Genomic DNA, 24,436 nt, shown 5'->3' with positions numbered 1-24,436 from the left:
TGGCACAGGTACAGATCCCACGTTTCGAGGAACAACGCGACCGCGCTCTGGCCCGCGAACGTGCCCGCGTCTGATCAACCAGCCACCGCCGTGGATCCGCCGACCTCACAGCGTGGCTGCTCGAGGTCGGTTACCGATCATCGTCGCGACATAGACGCAACCGGACACCGTCGAAGGCCCGGTGCCAGGAAACCCGCCGAGGGGACTCGCGTCACGAGTCTCTCCGGCCGGGCGGTGCCCGCCGCACCCGCGGCGGGCACCGCGATGAACATGACAATGATCGCGAACAGCCACACCCCGCCTCGATCCGGTCCGACCTACGCATCAGCGCAGTGCAGCGCCACGGTCGTCGCCGCCACCAACGGATCGGCAATGTGATACCTCGGCCGTGGTACCCACATCGCCCGGTTGAGTACTTTCGGCTGTCGCGTCGGGTTCCGCGGCGCACAATGCTGGAACGGTGCTGGCACGTTTCCTTCCGGGGCTGCGGCAATTCGATGGCTACCAGCGGGCGTGGCTCCGGTCCGACGTGGTCGCCGGTATCACCGTGGCCGCATATCTCGTGCCACAGGTGATGGCTTATGCGACGGTGGCGGGTCTGCCGCCGGTGGTCGGGCTGTGGGCGGCGATCGGGCCACTGGCGGTCTACATCCTGTTCGCTACCTCGCGGCAGCTATCGGTGGGGCCCGAGTCGACAACCGCTTTGCTCACCGCGGTCGCACTGGCCCCGCTCGCGCTCGGCGATCCGGGCCGCTATGCGTCCCTCGCGGCGGTGCTCGCCCTGCTGGTCGGCGGGCTGTGCCTGATCGGTGCGGTGGCCCGGCTCGGCGTGCTGGCCGACCTGCTGTCCAAACCGGTTCTGGTGGGATATCTGGCCGGTACCGCGGGGATGATGATCGTCGGCCAGCTCGGGCGGGTGACCGGTGTGCCGGTCGAGGGGGAGTCGTTTCTCACCCAATTGCGTTCGTTCGCGACACAGCTGGATCACTGGCATTGGCAGACCAGTGTGCTCGCCGTGGCAGTGCTCGTTGGACTGCTGTTGCTGTCCTGGCGGGCGCCGCGAGTGCCGGGACCACTGTTGGCGGTGCTACTGGCCGCCGCGGTGGTGGCGATGTTCTCGTTACAGCGGTACGGCATCGAGGTCATCGGGTCCATCCCAGCCGGGATTCCGGTGCCCGGTCTGACCTATGTGGCGGCCGGAGATATCGCGCAACTGATTCTGCCCGCGGTCGGCATTGCCGTGGTCGGCTTCTCCGACAATGCGCTCACCGCGCGGGCGTTCGCGGCCCGGCACGGCGATCATGTTGAGGCGAATACCGAACTCGCCGCGCTGGGGGCGACCAATGTGGCGGCCGGGCTGCTGCACGGTTTCCCGGTGAGCTGCAGCAGCAGCCGGACCACGATCGCGGATGCCATGGGCGCCCGCACGCAGCTGTATTCCATTGTGGCACTGGGAGGTTTGTTCGCCGTGCTGCTCGGCGCGCGGGGTATCCTGGCTTCCTTTCCCAAGGCGGCGCTCGGTGCGCTCGTCATCTACGCGGCGTTGCGCTTGATCGATCTGGTCGAGTTCCGGCGGATCGCCCGGTTCCGACGCAGTGAGCTGGTGCTGGCGCTCGGCACGGTCGTCGCGGTGCTTGCACTCGGCGTTCTCTACGGCGTGCTGGTGGCGATCGCGTTGTCGATATTCGATCTGCTGCGCCGGATCGCGCGGGCCCACGACGCCATTCTCGGGTTCGTTCCCGGGCTTGCCGGCATGCACGACGTGGATGACTATCCGGAGGCAGAACTGGTTCCCGGAATCGTGATCTACCGCTACGACGCACCCCTGTGCTTCGCCAATGCCGAAGACTTCCGGCGGCGCGCTCTCGCGGCGGTCGACTCGGGCGCCGAGCACAGCGGGCGGCCGGTGCGCTGGTTCGTGCTCAATGCCGAGGCCAATGTGGAAGTGGACCTCACCGCGCTCGACGCGGTCGAACAGCTTCGGTCGGAGCTGGCGGCGCGCGGCATCGTCTTCGCCATGGCGCGGGTCAAAAAGGACCTGCGCGACGACCTCGACGCCGCAGGATTAACCGCCAAAATCGGCGACCAGCACCTCTATCCCACCCTGCCGACAGCGATCGAAGCGTTCCGCGCCGACCGTGATGGGGGGTCCGAGGACCCTAGTGGTCTATGACTTTCGTCTCTGCCTACAGATCCGACCGCGCGGGATGCTCGAAGGTGTGTTAACGCCGTCGATAGAGGTGCCACAGATGTCTGCCGCCATCCCGCTCCATGACTCGTGGACCCGCCTCGTCCGGCTGTGGTTGCTGCTGCTGCGGAGCCCGCGTAGGCCGATGCGCCTACTGGGTCGATACGAAACACTGCTGCGGATCGTCGTATCGCTCGCTGTGGTCCTCGCCGTGCCGGTGGCGGCGGCGATCGGCACCGCCGCATACACCTCGCAGGCCGCCCGTATTCAGACCGAACAGGCGACGAAACTCGTGGTCGATGCGACGGTCACGACCCCGCCGGTATGGACTCCGGCACGTCGTTTCGAGGCGACGGTGCAATGGAACGACAACGGCCGAGAAGGTATCGGGATCGTGCCGGTGCCCCGCAGTGCGGCCCTCGGCAAGGATGTGCCGGTGTGGGTCGGACCCGACGGCGCTCCGACGTCCGCCCCACCGCGCCTGGCCGCGGCAGCATTGGCCGGTCTCGGCGCGAGCTTGGTGGTACTGGCCGGTATCTGGTTGAGCGCATGGCTGCTGCTGCGCGGCGGGGGCTGGCTGCTGTCTCGGCATCGGAGCACCGGATGGGCCCAGCAGTGGCGCAATCTCGGTCGCCCGGTCGCCGAGGAATGCCCGTGACAGGCGGATCCGTTTCGCATACCACAGCACTGGATAAGCCGATCCTCGCGGCAGTCGACGGGTCGGCGAACTCATATCAGGCCGCGGCCTGGGCAGCCGTCGAAGCCGCGCTGCACCACAGGCGCCTGCATATCCTCACCTCGGTAGCGATTCCCACCGGCTTCGGGCCGGGTGCAATGCTCACCGACGACGATACGGAGTGGCTGCGTCGCGACGGCGAGCGCATCGTCACCGAGGCCACTCGTGTGGCGCGAACCGCCGCGCCGGGGGAAGACCTCGCGATCACCACCGAGGTGACGTTCGAACTGGTCCCGATGACGCTGATCGATCGCTCCACCCATGCCGGAATGCTGGTGGTCGGTAGCCGAGGCCTTGGTGCCTTCCAGCGTGGGCTGCTCGGCTCGGTCAGTACCGCCGTCACCCATCACGCGCACTGCCCGGTCGCGGTGATCCACGGAATATCGGCGATCGACGCGGTGTCGGCGACCCAGCCGGTGCTGGTCGGCGTCGACGGCAGCGCCAACAGTGTGCCCGCGGTCGAAATCGCCTTCGAGGAGGCCTCCCGCCGCAAGGTCGACCTCATCGCCCTGCACGCCTGGAGCGACACCAGCGGAACGGACCTGCCCGCCGCTGGGAGGGATGCCACCCACGATATCGCCGAGGCACTGCTCTCGGAGAGCCTCGCAGGCTTCGGCGAACGCTATCCGGACGTAGCGGTGCACCGGATCACCGTGGCCGACAGGCCCGCCCGCGCACTGCTCGACCGATCGGGGAACGCCCAACTGGTTGTCGTCGGTAGTCACGGCCGCGGCGGCTTCTCGAGCATGCTGCTCGGCTCGACCAGCAACGCCGTTCTGCATGCGGTCGAGGTACCGGTGATCGTCATTCGCTCACGCTGATCGGGCCCGGTAGTAGGTCCCGCGCAGGATCGTTGTGTGGCATCGCTGGCCCTACTGGGCACTCCGAATTTCGTAGCGCCCAGCCTGCGATTCTGGGATCCGGGCGGATCAAGCGTCGGCGACGCTCGGGAGGTTCGGGGCGCAAACCGCCTCGACGAACTCGCCGACTGTCGCCTCCGACAGGTGTCGTGCCAGGTCGGCCTCGGTGATAATGCCGGCAAGCAGGCCGCGTTCGGTCACCGGGAGCCGCCGGATCCGAAATCGTTCCATGAGTGCGACCACATCGTCGATATCGGTATCGATTTCGACCGTGTGCAACTCGTCGGCACCCTGTGCCATTTCACCTGCGGTGGTCGTCTTCGGATTCGCACCGACCCCGACGACCTTGACGATGATGTCGCGGTCGGTCACGATGCCGACGGGACACCCCTCACCGTCGCAGATCGGCAGCGCTCCGACGTCGTACCGGAGCATGCGCTGCGCGGCGGTGTCCATGGTGTCGCGCACGCCGATGCGTTCCACGTCGGACCGCATGATGTCTTGGGCTGTAGTCACGATGGGGCCTCCTTGTGGCTGGTTTCGGCATCTCCGCTCATCGTTCGATGGTGGCGTTGCGGGCGAGCAGGGCCGAAGATCATGGCCAGGCTTCAGCGGCTCGTCGATGACGTACGGGCCAGGCCCGCCGCATCCTGTACCCGATCTCCGGTCCTCATAGAATTGTCGCCGAAAACGCAGGTCGCATGTTCGATAACGGCAACTGACTCGCCCGAATCACCGCCACCACCGCGCCCGGCTCGGTGGTGCTGATCCGGTATGTCGGCGCGGTCTCTCTTCGAGGGCATCCTGAAGTTTCTGCGGCCGGATGCGCTCGGGCACCGGCCGGTTCGACAAGATCGATATCCCGGCGACGACGTTCATTGCCCCACTCGACGGGTATTCGAAATCGTCGGGGCCATTGGTCACCCGCTGGACAGGGCGATCGGCCCTGCCGACGCCGCACGTGTGGGCGCACAGTGGTGCTACCTACCGGACCGGTCCGCAGTATGCGCCGGTTCGTGATGTCGAGGAGATGCCCGAGATGATGTATCGGTACGACCACGATCTCGATGGGTGGAGCTACGCCTGGACCCAGGCCTGAGCCGTGGACGCAGGCGAGCAGACCGCGCAATTGATCGACGCGCGCCGATATGACGCGGTGATCTTCGATATGGACGGTGTGGTCACCGACAGCGCCTCGATGCACGCCGCGGCGTGGACCGAACTGTTCGATGACTTCCTGGCCGCTCGCCCCGCCGGGCCCGGGCAGGATCGCTCACCGTTCACCGCGGCGGACTACCAGCGTTTCGTCGACGGCAAGCCGAGATACAGCGGTGTCGCGGATTTCCTCGCCGCACGCGGTATTTCGCTGCCCTGGGGCGATCCCTCCGATCCGGAGAATGCCGACACCGTCTGCGGCCTCGGCAACCGGAAGGATCATCTGTTCCGGGATCGGTTGGCCCACAGCGGCGTTCCGGTCTTCGAGTCCACCGTCACATTGGTGCGTGAACTGCACGACGCGGGGATCGGTACCGCGGTCTTCTCGGCCAGCCGCAACTGTGCCCAGGTGCTCGCGGCGGCCGGGATCGGGGACCTGTTCGCGGTGCGTGTCGACGGCATGGTCGCCGAAAGCCTACGGCTGCCGGGAAAACCCGATCCGGCCATGTTGGTCGAGGCGGCTCGGCGGCTCGGCGCCGAGCCGGGCCGGACGGTCGTCGTCGAAGACGCCGAAGCGGGGGTCACGGCCGGTCGGCGGGGCGGTTTCGCCCTGGTGATCGGTATCGACCGAACCGGGCACGCCGATCAACTGCGTTCGCACGGCGCCGATGTCGTGGTTGCCGATCTGGCCGAGGTACGGGTGCGCGCCGGGTTCCGGCGCATGTCGGAGATTCCCGATGCGCTGGAATCCTGGCCCCGGATATCAGCCCTGCTCGATACCGCGAATGTGGCCGTGCTGATGGACTTCGACGGAACGCTCGCCGATATCGTGCCCGATCCGGACACCGCCGCCCTCGTCGAAGGTGCGGCGGCCGCAATCACCGAACTCGCCGGTGTCTGCCCGGTTGCGATCATCAGCGGTCGTGATCTCACGGATCTGCGGAAACGGGTAGGGCTGGACGGGATCTGGTACGCGGGCAGCCACGGCTTCGAATTGCTCGATCCCGACGGCGGCCACCATGTACACGACGCGGCACCGGCCACCGAGCACGCCATCGCCGCTGCCGCAGACGAGCTCACCCGTCGAATGGCCGATACTCCCGGAATTCTGGTGGAGCACAAGCGATTCGCCGTCGCCGTGCATTATCGCAATGCCGCGCCGGAGGTTGTGGCCCGCGTGATCGGAGCCGTCCACGCGGTCGCGCAACAGTCCGGACTTCGCATCGCCAACGGTCGCAAGGTGACCGAGCTGCGCCCCGATACCGACTGGGACAAGGGTCGGGCGCTGGGCTGGATCCTGGATCAGCTGCCCCACCCGGAGCTGCCGATCTACCTCGGCGACGATCTCACCGATGAGGACGCCTTCGACGCCGTTGCGGCACACGGCATCGGAATCGTGGTGCGCCACAGCGAGGATGGCGATCGGCGCACGGCAGCACGGTTCGCAGTGGACGGTCCGGGCCGAGTCAGGAAACTCCTCGACCGGCTGGCCGGGACCATGCACCGCGAATCCGATGCGGATGCGGTCGATGCCTGGACGCTGGCCTTCGACGGCTATGACCCCCACACAGAAAAACTGCGCGAAGCACTCTGCACGGTCGGCAACGGCTACTTCGCCACGCGAGGTGCCGCACCGGAAGCACGGGCCGGGGAGCACCACTATCCCGGGACTTACGCAGCCGGCATCTACAACCGGCTCACCGACGGGATCTCCGGGCGCACAGTCGCCAACGAGAGTCTGGTCAACTTGCCGAACTGGCTGCCGGTGTCGTTCCGGATCGAGGACGGCGACTGGTTCGATGTCGACACCGCCGAATTGCTGTCCTATCGGCAGGAACTGGACCTGCGTCGGGCGGTGCTCACCCGCCGCTTTCGGTTCCGCGATGCCACGGGCCGGATCACTGCGGTCGAGCAGCGACGGCTGGTCGCAATGCACCGGCCGCATGTCTGTGCGCTGCAGTCGACGGTCGTCGCCGAAAATTGGTCGGGACGCCTGGTGATCCGCTCGGCGCTCGACGGGGCCGTGCGCAATTCGTTGGTGGAGCGTTATCGGGGGCTGTCCGGCGATCATCTCACCGTGGTCCGGGCAAGGAAACTGTCCACGGATTCGGTATTGCTGGCGGTGCGGACCAGCAAATCCGGAATTCCGGTGGCGCTCGCTGGGCGCAGCAGGATCCTGCGGAACGGGGAAATCATCGACCGGGCGGGGGAATTCGTCGAACAAGATGGAGCGATCGGACATGATTTCACCATCGAAGTGACCGCCGGGGCGGGCGTCACCCTGGAGAAGATGGTCACCATCTGCACCGGACATGATCACGCGGCTTCGACGCCGGAGGAGGAGGTCGTGCGCTGGCTGAGTGTCGAGGGCGGGTTCGAGCAACTGCTCGGCGGCCATATCGCGGCCTGGGAACGCCTGTGGGACCGGCTGTCCATCGAACTCGAAGACCGCAAGAACACGTTACGTGTCCTGCGCCTGCATCTGCTGCACCTGCTGCAGACGCTCTCGCCCAATACCGCCGACCTCGACGTCGGCGTCCCGGCGCGCGGATTGCACGGTGAGGCGTATCGCGGCCACGTGTTCTGGGATGAACTGTTCGTCTTCCCGGTGCTGAACCTGCGGTTCCCTGCCCTGACCCGCGCATTGCTGCGGTATCGCCACCGGCGACTGCCCGAAGCTCGACGCGCGGCACACGAAAACGGCTACGTCGGAGCGATGTTCCCATGGCAGTCCGGCAGCGACGGGCGCGAGGAAAGCCAGCAGTTGCATCTGAATCCACGATCCGGACGGTGGAATCCCGACCCGAGCCAGCGGGCGAATCACATCGGTATCGCGGTTGCCTACAACGTGTGGCAGTACTATCAGGTGACCGGCGACCGCGAGTTCCTACGCGAATGCGGTACCGAGATGTTGGTGGAGATCGCCCGGTTCTGGGCCAGCATCGCCACCTATGACACAGCCCGGGACCGCTACCGAATCCGGGGCGTGATCGGTCCGGACGAGTTCCATTCCGGATATCCCGCAAGGCCTTTCGACGGCATAGACGACAATGCCTACACCAACATCATGGCGGTCTGGGCGATCCGGCGCGCGCTCGACGCCTTGGACCTGCTCGCGCCCCGAGAACGCACCGAATTGCTGGAAACCCTCGGTGTGGCGCCATCGGAGCCGCAGCACTGGGCAGGGGTCGCCCGCCGCATGTACGTGCCGTTCCACGACGGCATCATCAGCCAGTTCGAGGGCTACGACCAACTGGCCGAACTCGATTGGGCGCACTACCGGCAACGGTACGGCGACATACAGCGACTGGACCGAATACTCGAGGCGGAGGGCGACGACATCAATCGCTACCGGGCCGCCAAACAGGCCGACGTGCTGATGCTGTTCTATCTGCTTTCCTCTGACGAATTACGGGAACTCCTGGCAGAACTCGGCTACGACCTGCCCGCGCCGATGATCCCGCGCACCATCGACTACTACCTCGCCCGGACCTCACACGGTTCGACCCTGAGCAGCGTCGTACATTCTTGGGTGTTGGCCCGCGCCAACCGGGACCGCGCCATGGAGTTCTTCGATAGTGTCCTCGAGTCCGATATCGGTGACATCCAGGGCGGCACCACCGCCGAGGGCATTCACCTCGCTGCAATGGCGGGCAGCATCGATCTGTTGCAACGCTGCTTCACCGGACTCGAAACCCGTAGCGACCGTTTGATCTTCGCGCCACACTGGCCGCCGTCTCTCGGCGCGCTGACAGTCCCGATCACCTACCGCGGCCACCGACTCACAGTCCGGATCAGCGGTGCAGGCGTAGAGGTCCGATCACAACCAGGAGATCTGCCCCCGATCCAGATCGAATGCCGAGGACAACTCGAACACCTAGCCCCCGGCTGGACCTTCCGAGTCCGCCCCTAGCCCCACCTCCAGCCAGCAGCCCCCTGGACAAGCGATCACCATGCGCTCATGCAGGTAAACGTCGAGAGCGCACCTACACCAGCGCATTCTCGATTGATGGGGGCGTGGTGGTTGGTGGGAGGGTGAGAATGGGGGGTGGTATCTGGGGGATGGAGGGAGGTGCGCGGTGGGTGTTATCGAGGCTAGGGGGTTGACGAAGCGGTATGGGCGGACGTTGGCGTTGGATCGGCTTGATGTCGATATTTCCCGTGGGGAGATCTATGGCTTTTTAGGGCCGAATGGGGCCGGGAAGACGACGACGATCCGGGTGCTGCTCGGGCTGCATCGGCCGACTGCGGGCACGGCGCGGATTGCGGGGTGCGATGCCTGGGCGGATCCGGTCGCGGCGCATCGGCATTGTGCTTATGTGGCCTCCGAGCCCACCTTGTGGCCCGCGCTGACCGGCGCCGAAACGCTGGACTATCTGGCGAATCTGCGGGGTGGATGCGATCGCGCCTACCGCGACGTGCTGATGAAGCGGTTCGATTTCGACGCGGACAAGAAGATCCGCGCCCTGTCCAAGGGCAATCGGCAGAAGGTGCAGCTGGTGGCGGCCTTCGCCACGCGCGCCGAGATCCTGATTCTCGACGAACCGACCTCCGGGCTGGATCCGCTGATGGAGGCGGCGTTCCGGGAGACCGTCGCCCAGGCGAAGGTACGTGGGCAGACGATCTTCCTGTCCTCTCATGTGCTCAGCGAGGTCGAGGCGGTCTGTGATCGGGTCGGCATCCTGCGCGCGGGTCGGCTCATCGATGAGGGGACGATGGCTCAGCTGCGGCATCTGTCGGCCCGCAGCGTCGAGGTGAGTTTCGCCGAGCCCGATGTCGATATCGAACCGCTTCGCCGTCTCGATGGTGTGGAAATCGCCGACCGCGTCGATCATCAGCTGGCACTGCGGGTGCGCGGTGATATGGGACCGCTGCTCGCCGCACTCGCCGGTATGCCGGTGGTGACCCTCGACAGCCGGGAACCGAGCCTGGAAGAGATCTTCCTCATCCACTATCACCATGAGACCGCTGATCCCGACCGGATCGCATCCGAGGCGGACCGATGAACGCGGCCGTGCGCGGCTGGGCGGTCATGGTCGGCGCCAGGCTGCGCGCCAACCGGATGTCGCTGCTCGTGCTGACGGTGCTAATGGCGGTGCTGTGCACCGCGCAGCTACAGGCATTCGTCTCGGTATTCCCGGACAAGGCCACGCGCACAGCGATACTCGGGCCGTTCGTCAACAACACCGCACTTCGGGTGCTGTACGGCTACCCCTATGACATTGCAGATCCGGCGGGCTGGGTCGCGTGGCGCAATATGACCTTCGCCGGAATCATCATGGCGATGTGGGCCGCGATCATCACCACCGGGGCGCTGCGCGGCGAAGAGGATGCTGGCCGTGGCGAATTGGTGCTCAGCGGTCTGCAGCCGCGGCGGCGGTGGTTCGCGGCGGTGCTGACCGCCACTGCGCTGCAGGCCGTGGTGATCGGCGCGGTGAGTGTGACCGCCTTGGCGGCCGACGGTGTCGCACAGCATCTGGTCACCTTCGCCAACTGCGTGGAACTCGGCCTCCAGCTGGTACTTCCAGCAGTGCTTTTCGCGGCGATCGCGGCGCTGACCAGTCAGCTGGCGGGCACCGTCCGGGCGGCACGACTGCTGGCCGCCGGAATTCTGGTGGCCGCCTTCATCCTGCGCGCGCCCGCCGATATCGGCGCCGGAATTCCGTGGCTGCGCTGGGTGACGCCGCTGGGCTGGTTCGAACTGTTGCGTCCACCCGCCACGCCGTCGCCGCTGGTGCTCACCGTGATCGCGGTGGGAATCGTTGTGCCCATAGTGATTTCGCTGCCGCTACTGGCGATGCGAGACATCGGAGCTGGTGTGCTGCCGGTGCGCGACAGCAGACCGGCCCGCCGGGCACTGTTGGGTGCGTCGTGGCAGGCGGCGCTGCGCGACGAGGCGGCGCATCTGGGTTTCTGGCTGGTCGGCACGGCAATCTACGCATTGCTGATGGGCGCCATGGTGAAGACCGCGCTGGACTTCCTGCGCCGCGCACCGGTGTATGCCCAGTTCTTCGGCGATAAGATCGCCGTCGACGGCTTCATCGCCGCGTTCTATTCCCTTATCCAACTGATTGCAGCGCTGCTTGCGGTGACATTGCTGGTCGCCGCGCGCGGTGAAGAAGCCTCGGGACGGCTGGAGATCGTGCTTGCGATGCCGCGCTCGCGCATCGGCTGGCTGTGTGGTCGGGCGCTGCTGGCCGTCGGTCTGGCGATGGTGGTGTGCGTGATCGCGGCGGCGGCGATCTGGACGGGTGCGGCGGCGACCGGCGTGCGGGTCGGCATCGGCTCGCTGTTCGCCGCGGCAGCCAACAGCCTGCCACTCATCCTGGTCACCGTCGGCGTCACCGCCGCGGTGCTCGGCGTGGCGCCGCGTGCGGTCGCCTTTGTCTACGCGCTGGTGGCGACCGTCTTCCTGTGGGACGCACTGGGCAGCGCGCTGAAGGCGCCGAACTGGTCGCTGCAGCTGAGCCCGTTCCACGCGCTGGCCCGGGTACCGATGCAGCAGTTCGCACTCGCGCCCGCACTCTGGGTCACGGCGATCGGCCTGGGATCCTTCGGTGCCGCGCTGTTCGCGTTCCGGCGCCGCGACCTGGCGATGGGCTGAGCCAACGGCGGTCGTCGTACGGAGGGCCAACGTCACCGTCCCCGGTTACCTTGGCATCTCACCTCGAGGCCGACCCGGATCGGACAATTGCTGTCGTAGGCAGTTTCCCAGCCGATGGCGGGGCCTCGGCGGCTGCCGGGATAGGCATCGGCGATGACCGGATTGGGCCCGCTGGATTCGGGTTTCATGGAATTGGAAGACACCGACCGCCACATCAGCCTCGGAATCGCTGCGGTGGCGATCCTCGCTGGTCCGGTGCCTACGCGCGAGCAGTTCACCGCGGCGATGACCAGCGGCCTGGACCGCAATATCCGGCTCCGGCAGCGAGTGCGCCGGGCCACCTTGGATCTCACCGCGCCGGTATGGGAGGACGATCCGAATTTCGATTTGGCACATCACCTCCGGTGGACGGCCCTACCGGTGCCCGGCGATGAGGCGGCGCTGCGCGAACTGATCGCGACCGAACTCGAGGAAAGACTCGACCGCGACCACCCGCTGTGGCAATGCGTCGTCGTCGAGCATCTGACAGACAACCGTTGGGCGCTGATGATCAAGGCCCACCACACGATGGTGGACGGAATCTCCGGAATAGGCCTGTTCGAGAGCTTCTGCGATCCGGAATCCGGCACGAGTGCACCGCGCGCGACCGCCGGGCCGCCCCGGCGGATCAGTGTGTTCGGACTGGCGGCCCACGGCATTCGCTTGTCGATTGCGGCACCGCGACTGGTCGTCGACACGGCGCGTGCCCTGATCCCGGTCGTGTACGCGGCCGTCACGCCGACCGCTGAAACCTCCTTCAACGGTCCGATCGGCCGACAGCGGCGCTATGCCGTCGCTCGGACATCGCTGGCGGACATCGGGGAGATCCGTGCCGCGTTCGCCGTGACCGTCAACGATGTCGCCCTCGCCGCGATCGCATCGGCCTACCGAACCGTGCTGCACAAGCGCGGCGAGGAACCGACCGCCGACAAGATCCGCATTCTGATCCCGGTGTCGATGCGCCATGAGGACGCGAAATATGTTCTCGACAATCGGGTTTCGGCCATGCTGCCGTATCTGCCGATCGAGGTCTCCGATCCGGTCGAGCGGCTCGACGCCGTCCATGAGCGCATGTCACGACACCGGTCGAGCGGTGCGGCGGAGGCCGAGAAGTCCCTGCTGTCGATGGCGGGGTGGGTCCCGTTCGCGCTCATCGCGTGGACCCTGCGGCTGGCGATGCACTACCCCCAGCACGGAGTCAGCGCCCTGGCCACAAATGTGCCCGGTCCGCGGCGGCGGTTATCGCTACAGGGCCACGAGGTCCTGGAAATCCTCCCGTGCATCCCGATCGCCATGCGACTGCGCACCACCATCGCGATCCTCAGCTACACCGACCAACTGACCTTCGGCATCACCGGCGACTACGACAGCACCCCCGATATCGATCTGATCGCCGAGGGCATCGAGCACGGGATCGCGGAACTGCTGGAGCGAGCCCGCATGCAGCGGGGGTGATGCACTATCGATCCTGGCCCGGCACGGGGGAAGAAGATCTCGGCGCAGCGCGGATCACGTCCGTGCCGGGTGGCTTCGTTCATCCGCCACGAGGCCCTCGGACTCTCGGAGTCCGATCGGGTCGGCACGATGGTGGTGGTGCCGACGGAACGGCAGTGGGTGGTTCGGTGTGGTCGATGATTCTGGTCCGGTGACCGTATTGCTGGGCGGTGACGTCATGCTGGGTCGTGGCGTCGATCAGATCCTGCCGCATCCCGGAGACGCGACACTGCGCGAACCTCACGTCGATGACGCCCGTATCTACGTCGAGCTGGCCGAGCGGGCGAACGGGCCGATCCCGCACCCCGTGGACTTCGGCTGGCCGTGGGGTGACGCGTTGCCCATGCTCGAGACGCTCGCACCCGAGATCCGGCTGCTCAACCTGGAAACCACGATCACCGCGGACGGCGACTTCGCCGACTACAAGGGTGTTCACTATCGGATGCATCCACACAACCTTCCGGCGCTCACCGTGATTCGGCCCGACGTGTGCGCGCTGGCCAACAATCACATCCTCGATTTCGGTTGCCGCGGAATGAAAGACACCCTCGACGCACTGGCGACCGCGGGTATCCACGGCGTCGGGGCCGGAGCCGACGCCGAAACCGCGCTGCGACCGACGGTGTTGCCCCTCCGCAACGAACATCGGGCCGTGATCGCGGCCATCGCGGCGCGGTCGAGCGGTGTTCCCGGATCTTGGGCGGCTCACGACGACCGGCCGGGTGTGTGGTTGATCGACGACTCATCGGCCGACGATGTCGCGGCAAAGGTGTTGGCGCACAAGCACACCGGAGATATCACGGTCGTGTCCGTGCACTGGGGGCCGAATTGGGGCTATGGGGTGGGGCCGAGTGAAATACAGTTCGCGCATCGGTTGATCGATGCCGGTATCGATGTCGTACACGGGCATTCCTCGCATCATCCCCGCCCGATCGAGATCTATCGTGACCGGCTGATCCTGTACGGCTGCGGTGACATCATCAACGACTATGAAGGCATCGGGGGCTATAAGTCCTACCGAACCGACCTGAGGCTGTTGTATCTCGCATCAATTCATCCCGGTGATGGACCGGCGGCATTGCGACTGCTGCCGTTTCGGGTGCGGCGCATGCGTCTCGAGCGGGCCGCCCGGGTCGACGCGCAATGGTTGTGCACCACGATTGAGCACATCAGTCGCCGGTTCCGGACTCGTGTCGTGCGAGAGGGCGAGGAGCTGCCGATCGTCGAGCCGAAACCCCGCGGGTGACCTGCAGCGTTGGGGTAGGCGGTGTTCGGCCGATGGTCCGAGGCCGAAGAGCGAGGTGGAGGCAATGCCCACCCATGGGTTGCTATCGCCGACTGCGCACGTGACGGAATCTATTCGTGCTGGCCGACGAAATCTCACCTGAGGAAAGACAGGTATCCTTTGCATCTCATCGCTGTCATTGCGCTGACCGCAGTCATCGCCGGGCTCCTGGTGCGCCGGTTGGTGATTCCGGAGCGGCGTCGCAGCCAGGCGCCGCTCCCGAACGGGGCGCAGGAGCGGATGCCCGATCTCATTCACGCTCGGGTGCGTCCGGTATGGGTGCGTGGTCTGTTCATCGCACTCACCGCGCTCTGGTCGGCGCTGCTGATCACCGAGATCGCAACGAATCCGCACGCGAGCAATGTGCTGCTCTATATCTATCTGCTCGCGCTCGCCGCTTCGGCTGTCAACCTCACCACGATCCATCTCCAATGGCGGTTCGCGGACGGAGTCCTCGACCATCTTGCCCACACTGCGGGCAGGTGAGGCATGGTCGCGATCATCATCGTGTTCGTACCGGTCGTCGTCGTATCTGTGTTCGTGTGGCGATATATGCGTCCTGTCCGAGTGTTCGAATCTGCCGACAGAGGCACAAATCGTGAAATCGGCCGTGCATTGAAGGCTCGCCAATTACCCCGGGACGCGACCGCCGAATCATGGATCCCGCGCCTGGAACAGGCGCAAAATGCAGCCTCGCGCCAGCGCGTGCTCTATGCCGGGCTCGCCGCGGTATTCATGGTGCCGCTCGCCACTGGACTCGGAGGCGGCCTGCATCCGACAGATTGGCGGCTGTACTGGTATGCCGTGTCGATCGTCGGCTGGGCATGGGCCGCATACGTCGCATACCGCAACGCGCGCACCGCCGATCAGCTATTGCGCCAACTCGGTCAGCTCACCGTCTGACTCGTCATCCCTGCCGGTTTCCGGTTCTGTCGAAGTGCTGTCGTTTTGTCGGGTAACTCGGATGCCTCGCCATCCGAGTGGGAGTTGGACGCGGCCTGTCCGGATGTCACCGATGAGTTGCGCATAGCCTTCACGGACCTCGCCGAGATGGACCCACGCCGAGTGCCGAAGCTCCTCGCAGTCGGAGTGCAGCACTGTCCACCACGCCTCGGCATAGGTCTTCGCGACATGGCTGATCACCTCACCAAAGGAGTGCGTGTGGCGACGGGCGCACCGGCTATGGCGGACGTAGAACACGGCCCAAGAATTGATCTTGTCGATGACCTTCGAAATATCCGCATGCAGGGCTGCCTCGGTTACCTCGGGCGGACGCCGAGGATTCAAAACCGCCGAAATAAGGGCGGCATGTAGATCGCCCAGTTCCCTCGCCCATGCGATCAGCGGAAACGGCTCGGCAAGACGCCCGGCAATCGCGGCCAATAGTCGATCCGGTGACAGCAGAAATGCCGGATCATTCACCGGATCCTCCCGCGCCTCCGCCTTACCCGCGTCCTCGGTCATCACATGTCCTTCATTGCGGGTCGAGGTTTCAGGCGCGCCGGATAGTCCTTTATCAGCAGGCCGTCGTGGTCGCCACCTCGGGCGATGCGCGTCGAGATGATGGCGGCGTCGTCAGAAAGGCCGGTCATGCGAAGCACAGATCGGATGGCGCCCTCGAGCAAGTGATGATTTCGGTGGGCGGCGCGTACCGCTGGTCGGCGACGCCGACACGCTGGCCGCTACGCGTAGTGAGCATGTTCCACAGGCCGTGGGCGCAAATTCGAATGTGGAGTTCGGATGCTCGTTGTTCGATGACCGCCTCAGCGGGATAGACGTGCTGTTTCATAGTTGATTGCTCGACTGATTCGAGGTTGCTGGTTGACGCAACGAAGTACGCCGCTGTGACTCGGCGCACAATGTTAGTACTGACTGCGCACTCAGTCAACGACCGGGTTGGGCAGTCGGTGGGTGCTAGAGTGTCCGGAAATTTGGACGAGGAGGGGTGGGATCGGGTGAGTAGGCGTGCGGCGGGACCGGGCAAGTCGGACGCGATTCTCGACATTTTCACGCGCCATGTTGCCGAGAAGGGCTATGACGGCACCAGCTTCAGTGGTGTGGCAAGTGAGTTGGGCATCTCCCAGGGCTTGATCGTGCATCATTACGGCACGAAGGCGCGGTTGCTGGACGCTCTGCATCTTGCCTATATGCGGCGTCGCATCGATGAGGCCGAGCGAATTGTTTCGGAGTTTTCTACGCCCACCGAGCAACTGGCCGGGCTGTTGTACGCGGCCATCCTCTATCAGGTGCACGATCGAAATCGGACTATCGCATTCCAGCGCGAGGTCGCACGATTCGCGCTGCAGGATGAGAACTCCGAGGGGCGCAAGCTGCGAAGGCAATACATCGGAATCCTGCACAGCTTGCTCGAGGCGGGCACTGCGGCGGGTGAGTTCCGGCCCGTCGATACGAGCGTCCGGAGCCTGCTCATCTTTGGTGCCGCGCAATGGGCGTGGACGTGGTTCGAGCCGGAAGGGCGCAGATCTGTCGAGCAGGTCGGTGCCGAATTCGTAGAACTCACGCTTGGATCCCTGTTGGTGGATCGCAAATCCTTGCAGCGTCTCAGCGATCCCGACGGCCAACTCGTAGCTGCGGTGATCGAGATAATCACTGCGGCGTAGGCCCGAATGAGTGCGCGATCCCGGTCGCATCGTGGGCAGGCATCGGGACCGGTCTACGGCAGTGCGATGTCACGTCCTCGTACGGCGGTGCTCGATTCCAGGTCTCGAGATGCTACGGGTGCCTGCTCATTCCTGCTTGTGTGCCGGGTTGAGCTTCGTGGCCAGCACCGCGGCCTGGGTGCGTCGTTCGACACCGAGCTTGGTCAACAGCCGGGAGACATAGTTCTTCACGGTCTTCTCGGCCAGGAACATGCGGCTTGCGATCTGCCGGTTCGTCAGCCCCTCACCGAGCAGTTCGAGCAGCGTTCGTTCCTGATCGGTGAGCGTGGCCAGCGGCCCGGACTTGGACGTGGCTTCCTCGCGCAGTTTCGCCATGAGCGCGGCGGCGGCCCGGTTGTCGAGCAGGGATTTTCCCGCGCCGACTTCGCGAATGGCATCGATCAGTTCGAGGGTGTCGATGTCTTTGACCACGTAGCCGCGGGCCCCGGCCAGAATGGCGTCGAGCATGGCCTGTTCGTCGGTGAACGAGGTGAGGATCAGGCACCGTAGTTCGGGTTGTTGGTTCAGCAGTTCGCGGCATAGTTCGATGCCATTGCCATCGGGCAGGCGCACATCGAGGACCACGACGTCGGGGCGCAGGGCCGGGATGCGCGCCATCGCCTGGGATACGGTGCCCGCCTCACCGATGACTTCGAGGTCGGGCTCGGCGCTGATCAGATCGGACACTCCGCGACGCACAATGTGGTGGTCGTCCACCAAAAACACTCTGGTCATTCTGCTGTGTTTCCGTGCAACATTCATTCAGCGTAGGGTGCTGCCGGTGATCGCGGGACGGAGTTCGACCCCTGATTGGTGACCGAAGTCCCTTACCTGTTCGGTGTGAGCAGTGTTGTGCCACGCACGCAGTGCCGCGGCGGCGGTGTCGGCGAGCACGAGTCCAGTGTCCACAGGTGTGGCCTGCGGCCAGACCGCTGCGATGGCCGACATGTCGGCGGCAATCTGGGGGGTCGCATCGGAATCGCCGTCGGCGCGCAGACGGATGCGGCGTTCCGCCACCGAGGGCGGGCAGTGGCACCGCAATTGCAGCAGGTCAGCGTTTGTCTCGGCCGCGAGTGTGGCCGCTCGCTGCCGCTCGTCCGCGTCGATCCAGCTGGCATCCAGGATCACCGAACGGCCGAGGACCAGCAGCTTTTGGGCCCGGCTCCGCAGTTCGGTATAGACACGAGCTTTACCGGCAGCGGAATACGTTCCGGTGCCGAAGGTTCCGGTCGGACCGGTGACCTCACCGCTGGCCCGTAGCTGCTTGCGCACATGATCACTGGAGAGCACGACCGCTCCCGTGCTCGCCGAAAGCTCTATGGCAACGGTCGATTTCCCGGTTCCGGGCGATCCGCCGACCAGTACCAGACGAACGGCGGCCCGCTCGAGGTGGCTCAACGCGAGCCGCAGGTGCCGGTGCACACGGTCGCGGGCTGCAGACTCGCCCTGGCCGAATCGGATGGCGTCCACCTTCGCGCGCACGAGCGCCCGATAGGCAATGTAGTGGTCACGCAACGAGGCGGGCGCCGGATCCTCAGTGATCCGCTGGTAGTCGTCGAGCAGCCGCTCGCCCAGTTCGGCATGCCCGCGGAACTCCAAATCCATGGCCAGGAACGCGAGGTCGTCGAGGCGATCGACGTAACGCAGCCGGTCGTCGAAGTCCAGGCAATCCAGGACGCGGAAGCCGTCGGGCAGTTCGAAGATGTCCTCGGCCTGCAGGTCACCGTGCCCGTCCACGAGGTGTCCGGCGGCGATCCTGTTGTTCAGCAAGGGTTCTCGGCCGTCGATGTAGCACATCGCGAGCCGCTCGATCCGGTCGAGGAGATCCGGGTCGGCGACGTTGGCCCGCTGTTCGGCAAGACTGCGCAGCAGCACCTGCCACCGATGGCGCAGCGCGCCCGCGGTGCCCTCCGCATCGATCTCCGGTCCGCGACGGGCCCTATCGTGGAAGCTTGCCAGCACCTGTATCAGCGCCGACAGCTCCGTTATGGTCTTCGCCCGGTCGGCCAGGATGTTGGACAAACGGCAGTCTTCGGGCATGCGGCGCATGACCAGCACCGGCTCAGCGGGGGAGCCCGTGGGGTCGCTGAGATGGGCCAGGCCGAGATATACGTCCGGAGCCAGGCGGTTGTTCAATTCGAGTTCCCTAGCGCAGGCGTGCTCGCGCAGTTGCGGTGTGCTGAAGTCGAGGAAGTCGGTGCGGACCGCCTTCTTTACCTTGTAGGCCCGGTCTCCGTACAGCACAACCAGTCCGGTGTGGGTCTCCCGTAGCTCGGCAGGTGCGGCGAATCCGGGCATGGCGCGAACCCTTCGGTGTGCTCGATCGTGGTGTTCCAAGGATTTCGCATCGTGGCCCGGCCAGGTGATGGCCGAAGGTCACCGAGGTGAAGGGACTTTCGCAGCTGTCAGATCCGGTTGACGCACTGCTGCAGAAGTCCCACGAGAAGGTGCCGTCCTGCCCTTACCGACGATCGTTCGCCGATGGCAGCGTGGATATTCACTACGAGACAGGGACGGAGGGACGACGATGAACGACAGGCTGCCCGACTATCACACCATCGAGGCGGCGCTCGCGCTCGCCGTGCGGGCGCCGTCGGTTCACAACACCCAGCCGTGGCGGTTCCGGATCGGAGACCGCGGCCTGCACCTCTACCTCGATCCGGCACGAGCGCTCCCATCGACCGATCCCGATCAACGTGACCTGGTGCTGAGCTGCGGCGCCGCATTGCACCACCTGCGCATAGCGCTCGCAGCGCTGGGATGGTCGGCCGTGGTGCAGCGACTGCCGGATGCGGTGAATCCGAACCACCTGGCATCGATCGAACTCGTGCCGCATCGGCCGACCATGACCGATACCGCGCTGAGCGCCGCGATCACCCGCAGACAGACCGACCGCAGACACTACAGCTCCCGGCCCATCCCGCCCGGTTATCTCGGTCTGCTCGCCGAGCGCGCCGGGGTGCACGGCGGCATCGTTCGCCAAGCGGCCTACGGATCGCGCGATCAGCTCGTCGAAGCGATGCGCGCCGCGGCACAGCAACATTCCGGAGATCCGAACTATCAATTCGAGCTGGCCGCCTGGAGCGGCAGACACGACGCGGTGCACGGCGTCCCGGCGCTGAACGCGTTGCCGCCGCTGGCTGCACAGAGTGTTCCCGCCCGGGCGTTTGCCCAGCATCGACTGGTCGACCCGACGCGCGAACCCGACTATGCCGAGCTGCTGGTGCTGGGTACGACAGCCGATGACCGGCTGGCGCGACTGTGTGCGGGCGAAGCCGTGAGCGCGATGCTGTTGACGGCGACCAACATCGGATTGGCCACCTGCCTGGTGACCGAGCCGTTGGAGATCCCGGAACTACGCAAGAAGATTCGCGTCGGTGTGCTCGACAACACCACGCATGCGCAGGCAGTCATCCGGATCGGTTGGTTGCCGACCGGTCTCGCGGCGCTGCCGCCCGCACCACGGCGTGCGGTCGAGGACGTGGTGGATCCATTCGACGCCACGGACTTCGCCCCGGCCCGCTGATCACGATCGGCGGGCCGGGGCATGTCGGCGACGAACCGCATCGGCCTGGTATTCGCCGGAATCAGCTCGGCGACAAATCGTTCGATGCCGCGGTCACACGCGAGTCGCGCCGGACGGTGTCGGAGTTCGGGGTCGAAAGCGCCGGGCCGGTCGACCTGATCGAGTGCCGTGGGTGTGAAGGGCCAGTTCGGCGCTGCATCTGCCCAGCGCGTTGTGATCGGTGAAGAGGTCACCGGGCCATCGAGTTGTGGCCTTTGGCCTCTTTGGCGCCGAGATCGGCGAGTGCGACCGTAGCGGCACAGATGTTGGCGTCGAGGACAAGGAACAGCAATGGCTAGTAAGCATCCTGATGCCGATAGCGTGCGGGCCGCGTTGGCGCTGGCCGTGCGCGCGCCGTCGGTGCACAACACCCAGCCTTGGCAGTGGCGCGTCGGCGATACCACGGTGCACTTGTACGTCGACGACAGCCGTCGACTGCCGCAGACCGATCCGGATCGGCGCGAATTGATGATCAGTTGCGGTGCAGCGCTGCATCACTTCCGGGTGGCGGCGCGCTCGTTCGGGTGGGACACCGTCGTGCATCGATTCCCGAATCCGGCCCAGCCCGACCATCTTGCGGCCATCGAGTTCGCTCCGGTGATACCGGACGCCGATATGGTCGCGGCGGCCCGCGCGATCAGCCAGCGCCGTACCGACCGGCGGCGGGTCACATCGTGGGAGATTCCGGCCGCGCACATCGCTGCGATCATCGGGGCGGGCATCGCCGAGGGGGTGTTGGTCAGTGAGATTCCCGGTGGCTCGACCCGCATCGGGCTGGTGCGGGCCTTCAAGGATGCGTCGCGTCAGCATCTCGTCGACAGCGGCTATCAGGCCGAGTTGGCCGAGTGGAGCGGACGACACGCGGCCGCGGAAGGAGTGCCCGCACGCAATGCCGTGGTCGCCACCGATCCGCTGACCCGCGAGTTCCACAGCTCAGCGCTGACCGAGGCGGTGATCCACGATCTCGACGACGGCGGCGCCCTGCTGCTGGTGCACACCGCCTCCGATGATCCGCTGTCCCGACTGCGCGCCGGGGAAGCCACCAGCGCGGTACTGCTGGCCGCCACCGGATTCGGCTTGGCGACCTGTCCGCTCACCGAACCGCTGGAATTGCCGGGCACTCGTGATCTCGTACGTGCGGATGTGCTGTCCGACAGTGGATTCCCACAGGTCATCATCCGAATCGGCTGGGCGGCCACCAGCGCCGAGCCGGTTCCGATGACCCCGCGCCGCGCAGTTGCCGACGTGGTGCACCCCTTGTGACTTGGTGATGGCCCAGGCGACCGGGGCTGCGTGCTGCTGGCCGGTTCACGGCGGCTGTCGGTTGGTCCGGAGGCGCGCGGTTCGGAATTCGCGTCGTCCGTGCGGTGATTCTCGCTGAGGCAGCGGATTGCCGCTCGCCGCCACGTCTTGGTGAGCGACTGAGCAGCGGCGGGTGACACGACCGGAACAAAGGACTTTCGGCCGCCAGCCGGTCGGCATTGTCCTCTCGCTGCCGGAGCCCGCCGCCGCGCACAGTCGAGGCATGGACTTTGTACGTGACATCGCCGCTATCGGACTGGCCGACGAGGTCGAGGCGGGCGGCAAGGGCGCCAATCTGGGGGAGCTGACCGCTGCGCGGCTGCCCGTGCCCGCAGCGTTCATCGTGCTGCGCTCGGGCTATCTGGAAACCATGCGGCGCAGCGGGGTGGCCGATGATCTGGCCGCGGAGCATGGCGCCGCGCTGGCCGCTGTCGGTGACCACGCCCAACTCGCCCAGCGCTGTGACCGGCTGCATGCGCTGGTGGCCAAGGCGGGCATGCCCGAGGACCTCGAAGCACAGATCGTGCACGCCTACGACGGACTCGGTGGCGCGGACGGGCCCGCGCTGGTCGCGGTTCGCTCCTCGGCCACCGGGGAGGACAGCGCCTCCGCTTCGTTCGCCGGGATGAATGTGACGGCGACAAATGTGCGCGGCGCTACAGAGGTGGTCGAGGCGGTGCGCTCCTGCTGGGCATCGCTGTTCAGTCCGCGTGCCGAAACCTACCGCGCCGAACGGAAGTTCACCGGTGCACCGGCGATGGCCGTCGTGGTGCAGGTGATGGTCGCTGCGGAACGCAGTGGGGTGGCGTTCACCGCCGATCCGGGGACGGGCGACGAGAGCCGGATCGTGATCGAGGCGGCACGCGGGCAGGGCGAGGTCGTGGTCTCCGGAGCCGTCGAGCCCGACCACTACGTTCTCGCCAAGGAGGATCTGCGAATTCTGGAGTCGCATACCGGAAAACAGGGCTTCGCGATCGTCCGCAGCGTGGATGGAGCTGGCGACCGGACCATCGAGGTCGATGCGGACGACCAGGGGCGGGCACTCGATAACGAGCAAGTACGCGCGATCGCCCGGCTTGCCATGGCGGCCGAAAAGCACTACGGCAGACCGCAGGATGTGGAGTGGGCGATCGAGGGCGATCGGATATGGCTGGTCCAGGCCCGCCCGATCACCACCCTCGGTACCGTGCAAGCGCCGCACACCGACACGGGCGAAGGAACGGCATTGGTGACCGGGTTGGCCGCCGCACCGGGGGTGGCCAGCGGTGCCGTTCGGGTACTCGCCGGACCGTCCGAGGGGCAGCTGCTGCAGGACGGGGAGATCCTGGTCGCCGAAATGACAACGCCGGACTGGGTGCCGACCATCCGCAAGGCCGCGGCACTGGTCACCGATAGCGGCGGCGTCACCTGTCACGCCGCCATCGTCGCCCGGGAACTGGGGGTGCCCTGCGTCGTCGGTACCCGAACGGCGACAAAGGATCTCGTGGACGGGCAGATCGTCACCGTCAACGGTGGAAGGGGTCGGGTCGTCGCGGGCGCGGTCACCCGGCCGGTCCGTGCCGTCGAGGTGGCTGCCGCGCCCCGGGCGAGAATCACCACCGCCACCAAGATCTACGCCAACCTCGCCATGCCCGATATCGCGGAAGCCGTTGCGGCACAGGACGTGGACGGCCTCGGACTGCTTCGCGCCGAGTTCCTGCTGACCAGCGCGCTCGGCGGGCGGCACCCGCACGACCTGATCGCGCGCGGCGAGCAGGAAGGCTTCGTCACCCGGATGGCCGACTCGCTCGGCGGGATTGCTTCGGCCTTCGCGCCCCGTCCGGTGATTTATCGCGCAACCGACCTGCGCAGCAACGAATTCCGCGGACTGACCGGCGGCGAGCAGTACGAGCCGGTGGAGGACAACCCGATGATCGGATATCGGGGCTGTTTCCGCTACATCCGCGAGCCGGAGATGTTCGCACTAGAGTTGGCCGCGCTGGCTCGGGTGCGCGAGCAGTACCCGAACGTGCATTTGATGATTCCGTTCGTGCGCACCCGCTGGGAACTGGAGGCATGTCTCGAGCTCGTCGACGCCAGCCCGCTCGGACGGGCCCGCGGCCTGCATCGCTGGGTAATGGCCGAGGTTCCCTCGGTCGTGCACTGGCTACCCGAATACATCGGCCTCGGCATCGACGGCGTCTCCATCGGCAGCAACGACCTCACCCAGCTCGTTCTCGGTGTGGACCGCGACTCGCAGTTGTGCGCGGAGGTTTTCGACGAGGCCGATCCGGCCGTGCTGGCGGCGATCGAACAGATCGTGCAGACTGCCCGCGCCCACGGCATCCCATCCTCGCTGTGCGGCCAAGCGCCCTCCACCCACCCCAACTTCGCCGACCACCTTGTCCGCATGGGCATCACCTCCATCTCGGTCAACCCGGACGCGATCGACACGGTCCGCCGCACCGTGGCCGCCGCTGAACGCCGAGTGCTGTTGGACGCCGCCCTGAACGCGCAACGGTGACGTGCACGACTCGCGGTCGTGCCAAGAGCAGACCCCCGGATCACC

Annotated in this window: 20 protein-coding genes; 15 read left to right on the top strand and 5 right to left on the bottom strand. The window is 66.1% G+C overall.

Translation table 11 applies throughout. From position 1 onward, the window contains the following. Window positions 1–460: 460 nt before the first annotated feature. The 3 genes from ACWEO2_RS31405 (at window position 461) to ACWEO2_RS31395 (ending at window position 3,745) form a co-directional block, all read left to right on the top strand. The gene (locus tag ACWEO2_RS31405) at window positions 461–2,173 is read left to right on the top strand and encodes a SulP family inorganic anion transporter (RefSeq protein ID WP_452408645.1); all 1,713 of its coding nucleotides are present in this window, start codon (window positions 461–463) and stop codon (window positions 2,171–2,173) included. A 76-nt stretch (window positions 2,174–2,249) separates the two neighbouring features. Further along, the gene (locus tag ACWEO2_RS31400) at window positions 2,250–2,846 is read left to right on the top strand and encodes an Rv1733c family protein (RefSeq protein ID WP_452408644.1); all 597 of its coding nucleotides are present in this window, start codon (window positions 2,250–2,252) and stop codon (window positions 2,844–2,846) included. Next, complete coding sequence (locus ACWEO2_RS31395) at window positions 2,843–3,745, top strand: universal stress protein (protein WP_452408643.1); 903 nt, start codon at window positions 2,843–2,845, stop codon at window positions 3,743–3,745. The genes ACWEO2_RS31400 and ACWEO2_RS31395 overlap by 4 nt, the downstream gene beginning before the upstream one ends. Window positions 3,746–3,853: 108 nt before the next feature. Here ACWEO2_RS31395 and ACWEO2_RS31390 read toward each other — a convergent pair whose 3' ends face one another. Next, complete coding sequence (locus ACWEO2_RS31390; protein WP_452408642.1) at window positions 3,854–4,300, bottom strand: CBS domain-containing protein; 447 nt, start codon at window positions 4,298–4,300, stop codon at window positions 3,854–3,856. Window positions 4,301–4,607: 307 nt separating this feature from the next. Between ACWEO2_RS31390 and ACWEO2_RS31385 the strand changes: the two genes are divergently transcribed. The 8 genes from ACWEO2_RS31385 to ACWEO2_RS31350 all read left to right on the top strand — a co-directional run bounded on the left by ACWEO2_RS31385 (window position 4,608) and on the right by ACWEO2_RS31350 (window position 15,264). Further along, window positions 4,608–4,883 (top strand): hypothetical protein, encoded by a 276-nt coding sequence (locus tag ACWEO2_RS31385; protein ID WP_452408641.1) that lies wholly within the window; start codon window positions 4,608–4,610, stop codon window positions 4,881–4,883. A 69-nt stretch (window positions 4,884–4,952) separates the two neighbouring features. Continuing rightward, on the top strand, window positions 4,953–8,852 hold the full coding sequence (gene otsB / locus ACWEO2_RS31380) for a trehalose-phosphatase (RefSeq protein ID WP_452408650.1): 3,900 nt from the start codon (window positions 4,953–4,955) through the stop codon (window positions 8,850–8,852). 190 nt (window positions 8,853–9,042) lie between these two features. Further along, complete coding sequence (locus ACWEO2_RS31375) at window positions 9,043–9,945, top strand: ABC transporter ATP-binding protein (RefSeq protein WP_452408640.1); 903 nt, start codon at window positions 9,043–9,045, stop codon at window positions 9,943–9,945. Next, entirely contained in the window at window positions 9,942–11,543 is a 1,602-nt protein-coding gene (locus ACWEO2_RS31370; protein ID WP_452408639.1) for a hypothetical protein, read from the top strand. The genes ACWEO2_RS31375 and ACWEO2_RS31370 overlap by 4 nt, the downstream gene beginning before the upstream one ends. Window positions 11,544–11,696: 153 nt before the next feature. After that, on the top strand, window positions 11,697–13,037 hold the full coding sequence (locus tag ACWEO2_RS31365) for a wax ester/triacylglycerol synthase family O-acyltransferase (protein ID WP_452408638.1): 1,341 nt from the start codon (window positions 11,697–11,699) through the stop codon (window positions 13,035–13,037). Between the two features lie 169 nt (window positions 13,038–13,206). Then, complete coding sequence (locus tag ACWEO2_RS31360) at window positions 13,207–14,322, top strand: CapA family protein (protein WP_452408637.1); 1,116 nt, start codon at window positions 13,207–13,209, stop codon at window positions 14,320–14,322. 159 nt (window positions 14,323–14,481) lie between these two features. Further along, entirely contained in the window at window positions 14,482–14,847 is a 366-nt protein-coding gene (locus ACWEO2_RS31355; RefSeq protein WP_452408636.1) for a hypothetical protein, read from the top strand. A 3-nt stretch (window positions 14,848–14,850) separates the two neighbouring features. Further along, window positions 14,851–15,264: a hypothetical protein gene (locus tag ACWEO2_RS31350; RefSeq protein ID WP_452408635.1), complete on the top strand. Its 414-nt coding sequence runs from the start codon at window positions 14,851–14,853 to the stop codon at window positions 15,262–15,264. Here the strand turns inward: ACWEO2_RS31350 and ACWEO2_RS31345 are convergent. Both ACWEO2_RS31345 and ACWEO2_RS31340 read right to left on the bottom strand, forming a co-directional pair. Beyond that, complete coding sequence (locus ACWEO2_RS31345; RefSeq protein ID WP_452408634.1) at window positions 15,232–15,825, bottom strand: hypothetical protein; 594 nt, start codon at window positions 15,823–15,825, stop codon at window positions 15,232–15,234. The genes ACWEO2_RS31350 and ACWEO2_RS31345 overlap by 33 nt on opposite strands. Next, the gene (locus tag ACWEO2_RS31340; protein ID WP_452408633.1) at window positions 15,825–15,953 is read right to left on the bottom strand and encodes a hypothetical protein; all 129 of its coding nucleotides are present in this window, start codon (window positions 15,951–15,953) and stop codon (window positions 15,825–15,827) included. The genes ACWEO2_RS31345 and ACWEO2_RS31340 overlap by 1 nt, the downstream gene beginning before the upstream one ends. Before the next feature lie 327 nt (window positions 15,954–16,280). Here ACWEO2_RS31340 and ACWEO2_RS31335 point away from each other — a divergent pair, with 327 nt between their 5' ends. Further along, window positions 16,281–16,982: a TetR/AcrR family transcriptional regulator gene (locus ACWEO2_RS31335; RefSeq protein ID WP_452408632.1), complete on the top strand. Its 702-nt coding sequence runs from the start codon at window positions 16,281–16,283 to the stop codon at window positions 16,980–16,982. Window positions 16,983–17,108: 126 nt separating this feature from the next. On the opposite strand, the gene ACWEO2_RS31330 is transcribed toward ACWEO2_RS31335, so the two are convergent. Next, window positions 17,109–17,756, bottom strand: a complete 648-nt coding sequence (locus ACWEO2_RS31330) for a response regulator transcription factor (RefSeq protein ID WP_452408631.1) — start codon at window positions 17,754–17,756, stop codon at window positions 17,109–17,111. Between the two features lie 27 nt (window positions 17,757–17,783). Continuing rightward, window positions 17,784–19,319 (bottom strand): bifunctional aminoglycoside phosphotransferase/ATP-binding protein, encoded by a 1,536-nt coding sequence (locus ACWEO2_RS31325; RefSeq protein ID WP_452408630.1) that lies wholly within the window; start codon window positions 19,317–19,319, stop codon window positions 17,784–17,786. 229 nt (window positions 19,320–19,548) lie between these two features. Here ACWEO2_RS31325 and ACWEO2_RS31320 point away from each other — a divergent pair, with 229 nt between their 5' ends. From ACWEO2_RS31320 to ppsA, 3 genes are all read left to right on the top strand, one after another. Next, entirely contained in the window at window positions 19,549–20,547 is a 999-nt protein-coding gene (locus ACWEO2_RS31320) for an Acg family FMN-binding oxidoreductase (protein ID WP_452408629.1), read from the top strand. 330 nt (window positions 20,548–20,877) lie between these two features. After that, window positions 20,878–21,849 (top strand): Acg family FMN-binding oxidoreductase, encoded by a 972-nt coding sequence (locus ACWEO2_RS31315; RefSeq protein WP_452408628.1) that lies wholly within the window; start codon window positions 20,878–20,880, stop codon window positions 21,847–21,849. A 262-nt stretch (window positions 21,850–22,111) separates the two neighbouring features. After that, a complete protein-coding gene (gene ppsA / locus ACWEO2_RS31310; protein ID WP_452408627.1) occupies window positions 22,112–24,391 on the top strand; it encodes a phosphoenolpyruvate synthase in 2,280 nt (759 codons plus the stop codon). The last annotated feature ends 45 nt before the right edge of the window (window positions 24,392–24,436 follow it).

It is taken from the genome of Nocardia sp. NPDC004278, assembly GCF_053602975.1.
This window is presented reverse-complemented; position numbering and strand designations above follow the sequence as displayed.